We start from the raw sequence: 14,523 nt of genomic DNA, 5'->3' as shown, positions 1-14,523 counted from the left end.
TCGCCTGCTTCCAGGGGCGCGGAGCTGTATCGATTTACGGCTCCGCCGCGTACACATGACGACCGGCTCACACGGCGAACTCAACAGGCAGACGGTCCAACCGCGACTCCCACGTGGACGCCGTAGAAGTCAGCTCCTCCGCGGTCACACCCAACCGCAACCCTGGCAGCCGATGCAGCAGCACATCCACCCCGACCTCAAGAATCGCCTGCCCGATACTCTGCCCCGGACACTCGTGCGACCCCGAACTGAACGCCAGATGCGAGTGGTTGCCCTGCACGGACACCCCCGCATCGGGCCGAACCTCGGGATCAACGTTGCCCGCGGTCAGCCCAAGGACGAGCAGGTCGCCCTCCTCGATCCGATGCCCCCCGAGCTCAAGATCCGCCGTAGCGAACCGCCCCGGCAGAACGGCCAACGGCGGGGTGTCCCACATGACTTCCTCGACAACGGCTGAGACGGTCAACTGCCCACTCACCAGACCGGACAGCCGGGACGCATCCGTGAGGATCCGCTGCAACACCCGAGCCAGCAAGTTGCTCGTGGTGGTGTGCGCGGCGATCAGCACAAGCCGCAGATGCATGACGACCTCTTCCGCGTCGAGCCCGGCCGGATGCTCGATCAGCGCGGTGGTGAAGTCGGAACCCGGCTCGGCCCGCTTGCGCTCGGCGAGTTCACCGAGGATCTCGATGATGCGGTCGTTGTGCAGCAGGGCGTCTTCCCCACCCTTGAGAACCTGCGCACTGGACTCGACCAGCCGGTTCCCGTCCCCCGCGGGAAGCCCGAGGATGCGGGTGAGGACGAGCATCGGCAGATACTCGGCGTAGTCCGCCACCAGATCGGCGCGGCCGGCGTCCGCGAACGCGTCGATCTGCTTGTTGGCGAAGTAAGTCGCGTGCCGCCGGACACCCCGCCCGGCCGCCGCCAGCAGCCCGTCGGTCACCGCGCCCCGCAGCCGACGGTGCGGTTCGCCGTCCTGCGAGACGCAGTCCGGCCGCCACCCGACCATCGGCATGATCGGCGAGGTCTCCGCGACCCGCCCCTCCCGCCAGTCCCGCCAGATCCGCGCGTCCCGGGAGAACTGCCGGGGACTGTCCAGCACCCGCCGGTTGTCGCGGTACCCGAGCACCAGCCAGGCGGGCACGTCCCCTTCGAGCAACACCGGTGCCACGGACCCGTGTTGCTCGCGCAGCCGCTCGTAGATGCCGCGCGGATCGGTCGCCGCGTCCGGCCCGTACAGCCGGGTGAGGTCGTCATCCGAGCCATGGGCGACAGGGCAACCCCTCGGAGCATCGGGGCCGTTTAAGGTCTGGTCGGTCATCGGGGCTCCAGTGCGACGACGGCCGAGCGTTCCTTCAAGTGCCGTATCAGCGCGACCAGTACGTCACGGCTGGAGGAGCGGTCGCGGGCGTCGCAGGCCACGACGGGGATGTCCGGGGAGATGTCGAGGGCGTCCCGTATCTCGTCGACCGGGTGCTCCGGGGAGTCGGGGAAGACGTTCAGCGCGATGACGAACGGGACGTCCTGCCGTTCCATCTCCTCGATCGCCCGGAAACTGGAGGCGAGGCGGCGCGTGTCGACGAGGACCACCGCGCCGAGCGCGCCCTTGAACAGGCCGTTCCACAGGAACCAGAACCGCTCCTGGCCCGGGGTCCCGAACAGGTAGAGGACCAGTTCGTCGTTGATGCCGATCTTGCCGAAGTCGAGGCTGACGGTGGTCTCCGTCTTGTCGGTCACCCCGATGAGGTGGTCGACGCCGGCGCTCGCCTGGGTGAGGGTCTCCTCGGTGGTGAGCGGCTTGATGTCACTGACCGAGCGGACCATCGTGGTCTTCCCGGTGCCGAAACCGCCGGCGATCATCACCTTCACCGAGCGGGTCCCGTCCCCGGCCGGGGAGCCGGGATGGTCAAAGCCTTTGAAGTCCACTGAGTACCTCCTCAAGGAGCGCGAGGTCGGGCCCGCGACCGGCGTCGTGCGCCGGGATGGGGTCACGGGCTTCGACGCGGTCTGCCTCCAGCAGATCCGCCAGCAGCACCGCGAGAATGTTGAAGGGCAGTCCGAGGTGGGCGCCGAGTTCGGCCACCGACAGCGGCTCGCGGCAGCGCCGGAGGATCTCTTCGTGCTCGTGCTGCATGCCCGGTACGGGTGCGGCGCGGGAGACGATGAGGGTCGCCACGTCGAGGCTCGACGCCGAACCGCCCGGTCCGCTCCGCCCTCCGGTGAGGACGTAGTAACGCTCCAGACCGGAGGGGTCTACTGGCCGGCGGGGAGCACTCATCCAGAGTGCTCCTCCAGGCGCGCGGTGGTGCCGAGGAGTTCACCCATCCTGCGGGCCAGGTCCCGCATCTGGTGTCCGAGCAGGCCCTGGTCGAGGCCCTCCCGGGCCAGCACGCCGAGATACGTCTCCACACCCGCGCGGACGACGAAGAGATGGCCGCCGTCGACCTCGATCATCGCCAACCGCAACTGCCCGGCGTACTTGGGGAACTGCTCGGCGACGGGCTGGGCCAGCGCCTGCAGGCCGGCCACCACGGCCGCGAAGCGGTCCACGTCGTCGGGGTCCTCCGCGCCGAAGGAGGTGATCGCCTTGCCGTCGCTGGAGGCCACGAGGGCGAAGCGGATCTCCGGGATGCTCTCCACCAGATCGCGGAGCGCCCAGCTCACGTCGGTTCCCTGTTGCGTCATGTGGACTCGTCGCTCTCTTCAGTGCTGTGCTCGGTGAACTCGCGGCCTGCGGACGCCGGTTCCTCCCCCGGGGCCTCCCGGCCGGCCGTGGCGAAGGCCGCCAGGCCGGTGAAGGAGGCGTCGGGCGGTACGGCGGAGACGGCCATCTCCCCGGTCCGCCCGGCCGGTTGGGGCCGAGCCGTCTCGCCACGCTTGCTACGGCGCCTGGGCAGCCCGCCGGGTGTGGTGTCCTCCGCCTCGACGGTCTCCGCCGGAGCCTGGGCGACGGCGGTGCCGCGGCTCGCCGCCGCGGTCGCGGCCGTCGCGGCGGCCTGGAACGAGGGGGTGCCGGTGACGGCGGACGCGGGCAGCTGGCTGAAGTACTTGTGCGGGACCACGACGACCACCGAGGTGCCGAGCCAGGGCGAGTCCGCGAAGGTGACGCGGATGCCGTAGCGGCGGGCGAGGGTGCCGACGACGCGCAGGCCGATGCTGGCGTCCTCGGAGACACCGCCGAGTCCGGGGCCCGCGCCGGTGCCGGCGAGGGCGTGCTCGGCCTCGCGCTTGGACTCCTCGCTCAGGCCCTTGCCGGAGTCCTGGATCTCGATGCCGACGCCGTTCGGCACCTCCTTGCCGGAGACGATGACCGGCTCGGTGGGCGGCGAGTAGCGGGCCGCGTTGTCCAGGAGGTGGGCGAAGATCAGCGTGAGGTGGTCCACCAGACCGCCGTCGACGCCGAGTTCGGGCAGATGGCGTACGTCGACGCGGTGGAAGTCCTTGATGCGGCCGATGCCGCCGCGGACCACGCTGAGCAGGCGCTGCGGTTCCTGCCACTGCCGGCCGGGCCGGTCCGAGCCGCCGAGCACACCGACGCTCGCGGCGAGACAGTCGGCGGGGCCGATCTCCTGGTCCAGCTCCATCAGACCGCGGGCGACGGCGGGCAACCGCCCGTGCTCGCCCTGCAGTTCGTGCAGTCGGCCGCGAAGCTTGCTGGTCAGTACGTGGATGCGGTTGCCGATGCTGATGACGGCCTGCTCGGCGGCGGTGGAGCGGTTGAACTCCTCCTCGACGCCGATGAGCGAGAGACGCAGCACCTTGCGCAGTTCGGCCTGGAGCTCGGCGCTGACCTTCGCGCACTGGCTCGTCACCGGCAGCAGGTCGTCGATGGCGTCACCCGCGCGCAACTGCTGGAGCGCCTCGGGGAGTTGCTCGTCGGCGAGGCGGGCCACGGCGGCGAGCTGGTGGGCCAGCTGCTCCTGCCAGACCTCGGCCTGGTCGGCGAGCTGCGCCTCGTAGGACGTGGCCTGGTCGGTCAGCCGCTCCTCGTACGCCCGTGCCTGCTCGGCGAGTTGGGCCTCGTAGGCGCCGGAGGTGTCGGCGAGCCGGGTCTCGTAGACACCGGCGTGCTCGGTCAGCTGCGCCTCCAGCGTGGCGCGGTCGGCGCTGAACTTCCGCTCCAGGCCCGCCACATGCTGCTGCCACTGATGGGAGTGCTCGGCCTGCGAGGTGCGGAAACCGCTTTCGGAACGGCGCAGTTGAGCCTGGGTACGGACGAGCAGGCGCACGCACACGGCACTGGCCACCGTGGCCGCCGCTCCGGCCGCCGTCGCGGCTATTCGCTCCGAGCTCATGAACGTGGCGGCGACGGTCCCGCCTCCTAAGGCCAGCGGCATCAGCCACCAGCTGTACCAGGCGACAGGTGCCCGCGCCGCCGGTGGCGGAGTGGCGAGTTCCATCTGCATCCTTCGAAGCGACACGAACGTACAGGGGGGTGTGCGAGGACAGACCGCACTCACGAGGACGCACCAGGAGCCGACCGGTCACGATCACGTCAACTCGCTGCGCCGCAGGGGAGCTTATCGGGTTTGAACGGTAAAAGATCAACCTCAAGGCGGTGCGGAAGTGAGGGTTCCGTCACTCTCCGAGAAGTCTGAACATGGACATGTGTCCAGTTACAGTAGACACCTGTCCAAGTTGACGAGGAGTCGATCGATCATGGAAACGCTCGCGAACGTGCTGGTCGGACTGGTGGCCGCGCTGCACCTGTACATCCTGGTGCTCGAAATGTTCCTGTGGGAGAAGAAGCCGGGGCGCGGTCTGCACGGTTTCGACCCCGAGTTGGCCAGAGCCACCGCGCCACTCGCCGCGAACCAGGGGCTGTACAACGGCTTCCTCGCCGCGGGTCTCGTCTGGGGCTTGATCGCCGCCGACCCGACCGGCTTCCGCGCCCAGGTCTTCTTCCTCAGCTGTGTCGTGATCGCGGGCGTCTACGGCACGGTGACGGCGAACCGGCGCATCCTGTTCGCCCAGGCGCTGCCCGGCGCGCTGGCCCTGGCCGCCGTCCTGATCGCCCGGTGAGCCGCGCCGAGCCCGAGGACCGGCGGGCCGCCCGCACCCGGGCACGGCTGCGCCAGGCCCTCCTCGACGAGTGCGCCGAACACCCCCTGGAGGAAGTCGGCGTCGCCCCCCTGGCACGCCGAGCCGGGGTCGGCCGGGCCACGTTCTACGTCCACTACGACGGCCTGGAAGCGCTTGCCGTCGACGCCTGCGCGGATGTCGTACGGGAGGCCGTGGAGGCACTGCACGCGTGGCGCGGCCGGCCCGACCCGGTGCACGCGCCGCCCGCGCTGCCGGAGTTCTTCGCCGGCCTGCTCCCCCACGCGGCCCTGTACCGCGCCCTGTTGAGCCCGGGCGGCGGCGGCCCGCTCGGCCGGGTCCTGCACCGGGACCTGCGCGCCTACAGCCTCCGCGAGCGCGAACTCGCGGGCGCGGCGGACGCCCCGCTGGTCGCCTCGGCCGTCGCCGGGACCTTCGGCGGGGTCCTCGCCGACTGGCTGCACGGGCTGTTGGAGGGCACGGCGGAGGAAATCGCCGACCAGGTATGGCAGTTGCTGGTCGCCCTGCACATGAGCCGGTGACGAGGGCTCACTGACAGGCCTGGCCGTCCTTCACCGACGGCCACGCCTCCACGCCGTCGGGCGTGCGGACGTAGGCCTTCGACGCGTCGGGCGTGAGCCACAACTGCCAGTCCTGGTACCGATATCCGGTGTCACGGGCGCTCGCGGGCATCCGTACGTCACCGTCGTAGGGGGCGGTGAGCATCTCGGACGGGAGCACCCTGTCCGGATCGCGGGCGTACAGCCTGCGCTTCTCACCTTCGCCGGTCTGCAGGAAGTGCGCCTTCTGCCAGTCGCAGTGCGCGGCGCCGACCGAACTGCTCACGACTGTGGTCGGCACGCGTTTCCCGTTCCTGTCGGTCCAGATCTCGTAGCCGTGCGCCTTGGTGAAGCTCTCCGGGAGTTCGGCCGGGTCGCAGGAGGCGCTGGTCTCCGGGCCCCAACCCGGCCTGTTGCTACGGTCCTTGGCGACGACGACGGCGACCTTCGTGCGGCCGTCGACGTCGTAGGAGAACAGGACGCGACCGTCCGCCTTGCGCTCGACGCGGTAGCCCGTGCGCGGCACGTCCGGCTGCTCCATGTCGAAGTACGCCCGCAGGCCGCCCTCGGGGGTCTTGCCGCCGTCGCCCTTGCTCCAGGTCTCGGCGCCGCCGCCCGCGTACATCGCGCCGTCGCACTCCAGCGCCCGGCCCGCGGCACCCGACTTGTCGGAGCCGGTGGCCGGTACGTACAGCGGTCCGGCGTAGGGCGTGGCCGGCGGGGTGCCCGCGACCACGACGTCGTTCCCGTCCGCGGTGCCGCATCCCACCGCTGTCACGGCCACCAGCACGGCGGCCCCTGCAAGTCCTCTGCGCATGCCATTCCCCCTCGCGTCTTGTTCCTACGACGCACGGGCGGGCCGAAACGTTGGGGTTCAGCGGGCTTCCTGGAACGTACGGCGGTACGCCTGCGGGGAGACCCCGATCGCCGCGTGCAGGTGCTGCCGCAGGGACGCGCCCGTGGCGAAGCCGACGCGGCCGGCGATCTGGTCGACCGACAGGTCGCTGGCCTCCAGGAGGTCGCGGGCGCGGGCGACCCGCTGCTGGATCAGCCAGCGGCCGGGGCTGAGGCCCACCTCGTCGTTGAAGCGGCGGGCGAAGGTGCGCAGGCTCATGCCGGCGTGCCGGGCGAGGTCGGTCAGGGCGAGGGGCTCGTCGAGGCGGGTGAGGGCCCAGTCGCGGGTGGCGGCCGTGCTGGTGACCCCGCAGTCGGGCACCGGCTGCTGGATGTACTGGGCCTGGCCGCCGTCGCGGAACGGCGGGACGACGCAGCTGCGAGCGACCTTGTTGGCGAGTTCGCTGCCGTGGTCCGTGCGCACGATGTGCAGGCAGATGTCGACTCCGGAGGCCGCGCCGGCGGAGGTGAGCATCCGGCCGTCCTGGACGAAGAGCACGTCCGGGTCCAGGTCGACCTGGGGATACAAGGCCCGGAAGCTGTCGACGACCTGCCAGTGGGTCGTGGCGCGGCGGCCGTCGAGGAGACCGGCGGCGGCGAGCACGAAGGCGGCCGTGCAGATGGAGACGATCCGTGCGTCCGGGCGGATCCGGGCGAGGGCGGCGGCGATCTCGGTGGGCAGCCCGATGGGGATGCGCGGGGTCGCCATGGAGGCGACCACGACCGTGTCAGCCGTTTCGAGGATCTCGGGGCCGTGCTCCACCGCGACCGAGAAGTCGGCGTTGGTGCGTACGGGACGGCCGTCGACAGTGCAGGTCAGCACCTCGTAGTGGCCGTCGGCGGCGCCGAAGATCCGGCTGGGGATGCCCAGCTCGAAGGGGTAGACGCCGTCGAGCGCCAGGACCACGACCCGTTCCACATGCTGCATGGCACGATTCTATCGAAGGTTGGCCATCGTGCCATTTCCTTGTCGCGCGGGACCCGGCAGGCTGACTGACCATGAGCACTGTGAACACCATGCGCGTCATCACCCAGCACACCCTCGGCGGTCCCGAGGTCCTCGAAGTCGCCGAGGTCGAGCGCCCCGCGCCGCGCGCCAACGAGATCCTGATCCGGGTCCGCGCCGCCGGGCTCAACCCCACCGACTGGAAGCACCGGGCCACCGGCGGCTTCCTCGGCGAGCCGCCGTTCACCCTCGGCTGGGACGTCTCCGGCGTCGTCGAGGCCGTCGGCGTCGGTGTGGCCCGTTTCGCACCCGGCGACGAGGTCTTCGGGATGCTGTCCTATCCGTGGGGCCACGGCTCGCACGCCGAGTACGTCGCCGCCCCGGCCCGTGCCTTCGTCCACAAGCCGGCCGGGATCGACCACGTCCAGGCGGGCGCGCTGCCCCTGGTCTCGCTGACCGCGTGGCAGGCACTGGTGGAGAACGCCCAAGTCCAGCCCGGGCAGCGGGTGTTGATCCACGCGGCGGCCGGCGGCGTCGGGCATGTGGCCGTGCAGATCGCGAAGGCGCGCGGCGCCCATGTGATCGGCACGGCGAGCGCGGCCAAGCACGACTTCCTGCGCGAACTCGGCGTCGACGAGGTGATCGACTACCGGGAGACCGACTTCGCCGAGGCCGTGAAGGACGTCGACGTCGTCCTGGACATGCTCGGCGGTGAGACCGCGCTCAAGTCGCTGCGGGTGCTGCGTCCGGGCGGGATCGTGGTCTCCATCGTGCCGATGGGCAAGCCGGACTTCTACGAGGAGGCCGAGCGGCTCGGTGTCCGGGCGGTCCGGATGCTCGTCGACGCCGACCGTGCCGACATGGAGTCGATCGCGGACCTCGTCGAGGCGGGCAAGCTGCGCGCGACGATCGCCGGGACGTTCCCGCTGGCCGATGCCGCCGAGGCACACGCGCTCGGCGCCACCGGCCGCACCGCGGGCAAGCTGGTGCTGACGGTCGACTGACCAACCGGACAGGTCAGAAGGTGAGCACCGGCTTGATCGCCTTGCCCGCGCTCATGTCCCGCACCGCCTGGTCGATGTCCGCGAACGGATACGTGGTGATCAGGCGGTGCAGCGGCAGCCGCCCCTCCTTGACCAGTCGCACCAGCGCCGGGATGAAACTCTGCGTCTCGCTGTCGCCGAGGGTGAGACCCACGATCCGCTTTCCGGGGAGCAACCCGTTGACGTCCAGGGCGACTTCACTGCCGAACGGCGGTGCCCCTACGACGACCAGGGTGCCCCGGGCGGCGAGCGCGTCGGCGCCCTGGCGGAGGACGCCGACGTTGCCGGTGGTCTCGACGACGCCGTCGGCTCCCTGGCCGTCGGTCAGTACCGCGAGGGTCTCGCCGAGGTCGGCCTCGCCCGCGTTGACGGTGTGGGTGGCCCCCAACTCCTTTGCCAGCGAGAGGCGTTCGCCGACGCGGTCGACGGCGATGATCCGGGTGGCCGGGGTGAGCGCGGCGGCCATCACCGCGGACAGGCCGACGGCTCCGGCACCGAGCACCACGATCGTGTCGCCGAGCCGGGGCTTGAGGACGTTCCAGACGGCACCGACGCCGGTCTGAACTCCGCAGCCCAGCGGGGCGATCGACTCCAGCGGCACGTCCGGGTCGACCTTCACCAGGCTGCGCTCGTCGACCAACGCGCGTTCGGCGAACGAGGACTGACCGAAGAAGTGCCCGCCGAGGGGTTCGCCGTCGCGGCTGATGGTGCTGCTGCCGTCCGCGCGGCGACCGCCGATGAGGTTCAGCGGAAGCCAGGTCGCGCAGTAGGCGGGGTGTCCGCCCTGGCAGTTGCGGCAGTCGCCGCAGGACGTGAAGGACAGGACGACGTGGTCGCCGGGTACGACACCGGTGACGGCCGAGCCGACCGCCTCGACGACCCCGGCGCCCTCGTGACCGAGAACTCCGGGGAGCGGAAAGGGCAGTCCGCCGCTCGCCGCGCCGAGGTCCGTGTGGCACAGGCCGGTTGCGACGACCCGGACCAGTGCCTCGTGCGGGCCAGGCTCGGTCAGCTCGACGTCGGTGAGGGTGAAGGGTGCGCCGCCCGACTCGACGACGGCCGCGCGCGTGGTGGTGGACATCGTACGAACTCCTAAGTGGGCGTGGTCAGTCGAGGGAGACGACGACGGACTTGGTCCGGGTGTAGGCGGCGAGGCCCTCGGGGCCGTACTCGCGGCCGAAGCCGGAGTCCTTGACGCCGCCGAAGGGGACGTTGGGGTCGAGCATCGCCCAGTCGTTGATCCAGACGATGCCTGCCTGGAGCCGGTCGGCGATGCGGTGGGCGCGGCCGAGGTTTCCGGTCTGGATGCCCGAAGCCAGGCCGTAGGGCGTGGAGTTGGCGAGTTCGACGGCCTCGTCCTCGGTGTCGAAGGGCTGCACGGTGAGGACCGGGCCGAAGATCTCCTCCTGGACTACCCGGGAGTCGTTGGTGAGGTCGGCGATGACGGTGGGCTTGTAGTAGTAGCCGCCGTCCAGGTCGAGGCGTTCGCCGCCGCAGACGATGCGGGCGCCCTCCTTGCGGGCGAGGTCGACGTACTCCTCGACCTTCCGCAGGTGCCTCTCCCCCGCCATCGGGCCCACGACGGTCTCGGGCAGCCGGGGGTCGCCGAGCGGCACTCCGGGGACGGCGTCGGCGAGGATGTTGAGGAGGGTGCTGTAGACGGGGCGTGCGACCAGCAGGCGGGGGCCGCCCATGCAGAACTGGCCGGTGTTGAAGACGAAGCCCTTGATGACCGCGCCGACGGCCTTCTCCAGGTCGGCGTCCTCGAAGACGAGGTGGGCCGCGTTGCCGCCGAGTTCCATGGTCACGGGCTTGAGGTTCTCGCCCGCGACGCTCGCGGCGTGCCGGCCGACGGCGGTGGAGCCGGTGAAGGCGATCTTGTCGATGCCCGCGTGCCGCAGCAGTGCCTCGCCGGCGACCGGTCCGGCGCCGGTGACGACGTTGACGACGCCGTCCGGGACACCGGCCCGCTGGAGCAGCCCGGCCATGTAGAGGGCGCTGAGCGGGGTCTCGTCGGCGGGCTTGTGGACCACGGTGTTGCCGCCCGCGAGAGCGGGGGCGAGTTTCGAACCGGCCAGGATCAGCGGGAAGTTGAAGGGGGTGATCGCGGCCACCACGCCGAGCGGCTCGCGCTTGGTGTAGGCGAGCGCGTTGAGCGGGGTGTCGCGGGTCGAGCCGTCCAGGGAGAAGGCGAGGGCGGCGTAGTGCTCGTAGTCGTTGGCCGCGTTGGTCACGTCGACGGCGTGGCACAGGGTGATGGGTTTGCCTACGTCCAGGCTCTCCAACTGGGCCAGTTCGTCGGCGTTCTCGCGGATCAGCTCGGCGACGCGGTGCAGGATCCGGCCGCGTTCGCGGCCGCTGAGCCCGGACCAGTGGCCGCTGTCGAAGGCCTCGCGGGCGGCGCGGACGGCCGCGTCCACGTCGGCGGGGCCCGCCTCCGCGACCGTGGTGACGACCCGGCCCCGGGACGGGTCGACCACCTCGGTGCGCGCTCCGTCGGCGGCCTCACGCCACCGGCCCCCGACGAACAGGCGGCCGGGTTCGATCTCGAAGGCGGTCATCGCCACTCCTCAGCATCGTTGCCAAGATTTCAACCAACAGGATTCCTGTTGGTTTCTCGTCTGGTCCGCAGTCTCGTTACAGACAGGTTTCCTGTCAATGCTCTAGGGTGAATCCATGGCTGAATCCGTGGTCGGCACCCCAGCGACAAAGGCACCCCCGTCCCTGCTGTACATGGTCAAGCAGGTGGAGCTGGTCGTCCGCTCACGCCTGGACGAGTTGGTCAGGCCGTACGGGATCACCGCACTCCAGTACACCGCGCTCACGGTCCTGGAGCGACACGACGGCCTGTCCGCGGCGCAGCTCGCCCGGGACTCCTTCGTCACCGCGCAGTCCATCGCCGACCTCGTGCGCTCCCTGGAGGGGCGCGGGCTGATCCGCCGGGAGCGCAATCCGCGGAATCGCCGCGAGCTGCTGATCCTGCTGACCGAGGAGGGGCGCGAGCTGCTGACGGGGTGCGCCGGGCCGGTACAGGAGCTGGAGGATCGGATGGTCGCCCAGCTCACGGCACATCAGGGCGAGCAGTTCCGGCAGGCGCTGTCCAAGGCCTGGCACGCGCTGTCGTAGACCTGGGCGTGCGCCGGCGCGCGGCTGCGCCGAACATCTCAGAAAGCTCTGGCTAGATTCGAAGACATATGTCAATCGAACATGCTCAAATTCACTCCATCGAGGGTAACTTGCAGGGCGGGGAGCACTTCTACGCTCAACCCCGCTTCAACGAGGGCCGGTTGGAGGCGATGTGGACGTGCAGCAGGAACCCGCGCCGCTGACCCGGCATTTGAGGATCCACCGGGACCGTGGGTTCACGGTCCTGGAGTTCCGCGGGGAGATCGACATCGCCGCGGCGATGGAGATCCTGCCCTGGCTGGACCGGCTGACAGGGCGGCCCCGCGCGCGGATCGTGATCGACCTCAGCCAGGTCGAGTTCTTCGACTGCTCGGGGCTGCGCCTGCTGTACCGGGCACGGCAGCGGGTGTTGGAGCGCGACGGCAGGCTGCATCTCGTCTGCACCCACCCGCTGACGCTGCGCATCCTGCGGGTCACCGGACTCAGTCGGCTGTTGCCGCCGCAGCCGACGCTGGAGGCGGCCCTGGGGCAGCCCGAGGCCACGTCCGGCACGTTGTAAGGCCTTTCGGCGATGGCTACTTGAGGATCTTCGTGACCTGACCGGCCCCCACGGTTCGGCCGCCCTCACGGATCGCGAACTTCAACCCCTCCTCCATGGCGATGGGTTGGATCAGCTCGACGTGCATGGTCGTGTTGTCGCCCGGCATGACCATCTCGGTGCCCTTCGGCAGCGTCACCACTCCGGTCACGTCGGTCGTGCGGAAGTAGAACTGCGGGCGGTAGTTGTGGAAGAAGGGCGTGTGCCGGCCGCCCTCGTCCTTGGACAGGATGTAGGCGCGGGCCTCGAACTCCGTGTGCGGGGTGACCGATCCGGGCTTGATGACGACCTGGCCGCGCTCCACGTCTTCGCGCTTGACCCCGCGCAGCAGCAGTCCGACGTTCTCGCCGGCCCGGCCCTCGTCGAGGAGTTTGCGGAACATCTCGATGCCGGTGACGGTCGTCCGGGTCTTCTGCGGGTGGATGCCGATGATCTCCACCTCGTTGTTGACCTTCAGCACCCCGCGCTCGATCCGGCCGGTGACGACCGTACCGCGCCCGGTGATGGTGAAGACGTCCTCGATCGGCAGCAGGAACGGCCGGTCCACGTCCCGTACCGGCTGGGGCACGAACTCGTCGACGGCGGCGAGGAGTTCGAGCACCGAGGCGGTCCACTCGGGGTCCCCTTCGAGGGCCCTGAGCGCGGACACCTTGACCACCGGGAGGTCGTCGCCGGGGAACTCGTACTCGGTGAGCAGCTCCCGCACCTCCAGCTCGACCAGTTCCAGGATCTCCTCGTCGTCGACCATGTCCGTCTTGTTGAGGGCGACGACGATGTACGGCACCCCGACCTGCCGGGCCAGCAGCACATGCTCCTTGGTCTGCGGCATCGGTCCGTCGGTGGCCGCGACGACCAGGATCGCGCCGTCCATCTGGGCGGCGCCGGTGATCATGTTCTTGATGTAGTCGGCGTGCCCGGGGCAGTCGACGTGCGCGTAGTGCCGATGCTCGGTCTGGTACTCGACATGGGCGATGGAGATGGTGATGCCGCGCTGCCGTTCCTCGGGCGCCTTGTCGATCTGGTCGAACGGCGTGAAGGGGTTGAGGTCGGGGAACCGGTCGTGCAGCACCTTCGTGATGGCCGCTGTAAGGGTGGTCTTGCCGTGGTCGATATGCCCGATGGTGCCGACGTTCACATGGGGTTTGGTCCGCTCGAACTTCGCCTTCGCCACGGCGAGTCCTCCTGATCACCTCGGTTGATGCCGAGCGTTGCTCCGTCCCCTCATGTCTATTCGTTCGGCGGCGCGTCGAACAGGGCGCTGACGGACTCACCGTTGTGAATGCGGCGTACGGCCTCGGCGAGCGCCGGGGCGATGGAGAGGATGCGCAGCTTCTCGGTGCGCTCCTCCTCGGGCACCGGCACCGTGTTGGTGCAGACGATCTCCAGTACGTCGGGCTGCTCCCCGATCCGCTTCAGCGCGCCCGACGCGAACAGGCCGTGGGTACAGGCGACCCGGATCGAGCGTGGCCCCAAGTCCCGCAGCCGGTCCAGGAGTTCGAGCACGGTGCTGCCCTTGGCGATCTCGTCGTCCAGGACGATGACGTCCCGGTCGGCGATGTCACCGATGACGGAACTGATGACAACCCGGTCGTCCGCGTACCGCTGCTTCGCGCCGGCGGCCACCTGGGCGCCGATCAGCCGGGCGAACGCGGCGGCCTCCTTGGCGTTGCCGAGGTCCGGGGAGACGACGGTGGTGCGGGAGAGGTCGTACTGCCGGAAGTGCGCGGCGAGTTCACGCAGGGCGTGCAGATGGTCGACCGGCACCGAGAAGAAGCCGTGCACCTGCGGCGAGTGCAGGGTCATGGCCAGGACGCGGCTCGCGCCCGCCGCCACCATCAGGTCGGCGACCAGCCGGCCGCCGAGCGAGATGCGCGGGGCGTCCTTCTTGTCGGAGCGGGCGTACGAGTAGTGCGGCATGACGACGGTGATCCTCCCGGCGGAGGCACCGCGTGCCGCGTCGCACATCAACAGCAGCTCGACCAGGTTCTCCTGAACCGGCTTGACGAGCGGCTGGATCAGGAAGACGTCCCGTTCCCGGCAGTTGGCCTGGAGCTGTACCTCCAGGCAGTCGTTGGCGAACCGGCTGACCCGGGTGGGGCTGAGCGGTACATCGAGATGTGCGCAGACCTCCTTCGCCAACTCGGGGTGGGCACTCCCGCTGAACACGGCGATGTCTCGCACGATCTGCTGCTCCTCGCATGATCATTCCCGGCCGTGGTTCATGCTACTGACAAGCGAAAACGGGTTGCCTACCGCCCACTCCCGTGGGCCATGATGGCGGCGCCCGTACTCCCCCGCATGTCAGGAGCTCCAGAT

16 protein-coding genes are annotated in these 14,523 nt (G+C 70.1%); 5 read left to right on the top strand and 11 right to left on the bottom strand.

Annotated features, from left to right (window positions below; genetic code table 11):
* Positions 1 to 67 precede the first annotated feature (67 nt).
* Genes OG496_RS48825 through OG496_RS48805 form a run of 5 tightly spaced genes read right to left on the bottom strand, consistent with a single transcriptional unit; the run spans position 68 to position 4,400 of the window.
* The gene (locus OG496_RS48825; protein WP_405975491.1) at positions 68 to 1,321 is read right to left on the bottom strand and encodes a cytochrome P450; all 1,254 of its coding nucleotides are present in this window, start codon (positions 1,319 to 1,321) and stop codon (positions 68 to 70) included.
* A complete protein-coding gene (locus tag OG496_RS48820) occupies positions 1,318 to 1,926 on the bottom strand; it encodes an ATP/GTP-binding protein (RefSeq protein WP_366491625.1) in 609 nt (202 codons plus the stop codon). Before OG496_RS48820 ends, OG496_RS48825 begins: the two co-directional genes overlap by 4 nt.
* Positions 1,907 to 2,278 carry a DUF742 domain-containing protein gene (locus OG496_RS48815; RefSeq protein ID WP_366491626.1) on the bottom strand — a complete coding sequence of 124 codons (372 nt, stop codon included), beginning with the start codon at positions 2,276 to 2,278 and terminating at the stop codon, positions 1,907 to 1,909. Before OG496_RS48815 ends, OG496_RS48820 begins: the two co-directional genes overlap by 20 nt.
* Complete coding sequence (locus OG496_RS48810) at positions 2,275 to 2,685, bottom strand: roadblock/LC7 domain-containing protein (RefSeq protein ID WP_019057749.1); 411 nt, start codon at positions 2,683 to 2,685, stop codon at positions 2,275 to 2,277. Before OG496_RS48810 ends, OG496_RS48815 begins: the two co-directional genes overlap by 4 nt.
* Positions 2,682 to 4,400, bottom strand: coding sequence for an ATP-binding protein (locus OG496_RS48805; protein ID WP_405975490.1), 1,719 nt, complete (start codon positions 4,398 to 4,400; stop codon positions 2,682 to 2,684). Before OG496_RS48805 ends, OG496_RS48810 begins: the two co-directional genes overlap by 4 nt.
* 259 nt (positions 4,401 to 4,659) lie before the next feature.
* Between OG496_RS48805 and OG496_RS48800 the strand changes: the two genes are divergently transcribed.
* Together OG496_RS48800 and OG496_RS48795 are read left to right on the top strand one after the other, a co-directional pair.
* Complete coding sequence (locus OG496_RS48800; RefSeq protein ID WP_405975489.1) at positions 4,660 to 5,022, top strand: DUF1304 domain-containing protein; 363 nt, start codon at positions 4,660 to 4,662, stop codon at positions 5,020 to 5,022.
* Complete coding sequence (locus OG496_RS48795) at positions 5,019 to 5,582, top strand: TetR/AcrR family transcriptional regulator (protein ID WP_405975488.1); 564 nt, start codon at positions 5,019 to 5,021, stop codon at positions 5,580 to 5,582. The genes OG496_RS48800 and OG496_RS48795 overlap by 4 nt, the downstream gene beginning before the upstream one ends.
* A 7-nt stretch (positions 5,583 to 5,589) precedes the next feature.
* On the opposite strand, the gene OG496_RS48790 is transcribed toward OG496_RS48795, so the two are convergent.
* Complete coding sequence (locus tag OG496_RS48790) at positions 5,590 to 6,417, bottom strand: hypothetical protein (protein WP_405975487.1); 828 nt, start codon at positions 6,415 to 6,417, stop codon at positions 5,590 to 5,592.
* Positions 6,418 to 6,474: 57 nt separating this feature from the next.
* On the bottom strand, positions 6,475 to 7,422 hold the full coding sequence (locus tag OG496_RS48785) for a GlxA family transcriptional regulator (protein ID WP_405975486.1): 948 nt from the start codon (positions 7,420 to 7,422) through the stop codon (positions 6,475 to 6,477).
* Positions 7,423 to 7,502: 80 nt separating this feature from the next.
* Between OG496_RS48785 and OG496_RS48780 the strand changes: the two genes are divergently transcribed.
* On the top strand, positions 7,503 to 8,444 hold the full coding sequence (locus OG496_RS48780; RefSeq protein ID WP_405976855.1) for an NADP-dependent oxidoreductase: 942 nt from the start codon (positions 7,503 to 7,505) through the stop codon (positions 8,442 to 8,444).
* Positions 8,445 to 8,457: 13 nt separating this feature from the next.
* On the opposite strand, the gene OG496_RS48775 is transcribed toward OG496_RS48780, so the two are convergent.
* Both OG496_RS48775 and OG496_RS48770 read right to left on the bottom strand, forming a co-directional pair.
* Positions 8,458 to 9,564 carry an NAD(P)-dependent alcohol dehydrogenase gene (locus OG496_RS48775; protein WP_405975485.1) on the bottom strand — a complete coding sequence of 369 codons (1,107 nt, stop codon included), beginning with the start codon at positions 9,562 to 9,564 and terminating at the stop codon, positions 8,458 to 8,460.
* Between the two features lie 25 nt (positions 9,565 to 9,589).
* The gene (locus tag OG496_RS48770) at positions 9,590 to 11,044 is read right to left on the bottom strand and encodes an aldehyde dehydrogenase family protein (RefSeq protein WP_405975484.1); all 1,455 of its coding nucleotides are present in this window, start codon (positions 11,042 to 11,044) and stop codon (positions 9,590 to 9,592) included.
* Positions 11,045 to 11,159: 115 nt separating this feature from the next.
* Between OG496_RS48770 and OG496_RS48765 the strand changes: the two genes are divergently transcribed.
* Both OG496_RS48765 and OG496_RS48760 read left to right on the top strand, forming a co-directional pair.
* A complete protein-coding gene (locus tag OG496_RS48765; RefSeq protein WP_405975483.1) occupies positions 11,160 to 11,609 on the top strand; it encodes a MarR family winged helix-turn-helix transcriptional regulator in 450 nt (149 codons plus the stop codon).
* Positions 11,610 to 11,787: 178 nt separating this feature from the next.
* Entirely contained in the window at positions 11,788 to 12,168 is a 381-nt protein-coding gene (locus OG496_RS48760; RefSeq protein WP_366492133.1) for an anti-sigma factor antagonist, read from the top strand.
* A 16-nt stretch (positions 12,169 to 12,184) separates the two neighbouring features.
* Here the strand turns inward: OG496_RS48760 and tuf are convergent, their stop codons facing one another.
* Both tuf and OG496_RS48750 read right to left on the bottom strand, forming a co-directional pair.
* A complete protein-coding gene (gene tuf / locus OG496_RS48755; RefSeq protein ID WP_366491635.1) occupies positions 12,185 to 13,378 on the bottom strand; it encodes an elongation factor Tu in 1,194 nt (397 codons plus the stop codon).
* A gap of 56 nt (positions 13,379 to 13,434) precedes the next feature.
* Positions 13,435 to 14,388 (bottom strand): ribose-phosphate diphosphokinase, encoded by a 954-nt coding sequence (locus OG496_RS48750; protein WP_384148506.1) that lies wholly within the window; start codon positions 14,386 to 14,388, stop codon positions 13,435 to 13,437.
* Positions 14,389 to 14,523: the final 135 nt, after the last annotated feature.

Origin of the sequence: Streptomyces sp. NBC_00988, from assembly GCF_045162645.1 — a bacterium.
Lineage (GTDB): Bacteria > Actinomycetota > Actinomycetes > Streptomycetales > Streptomycetaceae > Streptomyces.
This window is presented reverse-complemented; position numbering and strand designations above follow the sequence as displayed.

What these genes read in the sequence shown, in the direction of transcription:
- OG496_RS48785 (WP_405975486.1), bottom strand. Translation starts at nt 7,422, where the DNA reads ATGCAGCATGTGGAACGGGTCGTGGTCCTGGCGCTCGACGGCGTCTAC.
- OG496_RS48815 (WP_366491626.1), bottom strand. Translation starts at nt 2,278, where the DNA reads ATGAGTGCTCCCCGCCGGCCAGTAGACCCCTCCGGTCTGGAGCGTTAC.
- OG496_RS48775 (WP_405975485.1), bottom strand. Translation starts at nt 9,564, where the DNA reads ATGTCCACCACCACGCGCGCGGCCGTCGTCGAGTCGGGCGGCGCACCC.
- OG496_RS48825 (WP_405975491.1), bottom strand. Translation starts at nt 1,321, where the DNA reads ATGACCGACCAGACCTTAAACGGCCCCGATGCTCCGAGGGGTTGCCCT.
- OG496_RS48770 (WP_405975484.1), bottom strand. Translation starts at nt 11,044, where the DNA reads ATGACCGCCTTCGAGATCGAACCCGGCCGCCTGTTCGTCGGGGGCCGG.
- OG496_RS48765 (WP_405975483.1), top strand. Translation starts at nt 11,160, where the DNA reads ATGGCTGAATCCGTGGTCGGCACCCCAGCGACAAAGGCACCCCCGTCC.
- OG496_RS48810 (WP_019057749.1), bottom strand. Translation starts at nt 2,685, where the DNA reads ATGACGCAACAGGGAACCGACGTGAGCTGGGCGCTCCGCGATCTGGTG.
- OG496_RS48800 (WP_405975489.1), top strand. Translation starts at nt 4,660, where the DNA reads ATGGAAACGCTCGCGAACGTGCTGGTCGGACTGGTGGCCGCGCTGCAC.
- OG496_RS48805 (WP_405975490.1), bottom strand. Translation starts at nt 4,400, where the DNA reads ATGGAACTCGCCACTCCGCCACCGGCGGCGCGGGCACCTGTCGCCTGG.
- OG496_RS48790 (WP_405975487.1), bottom strand. Translation starts at nt 6,417, where the DNA reads ATGCGCAGAGGACTTGCAGGGGCCGCCGTGCTGGTGGCCGTGACAGCG.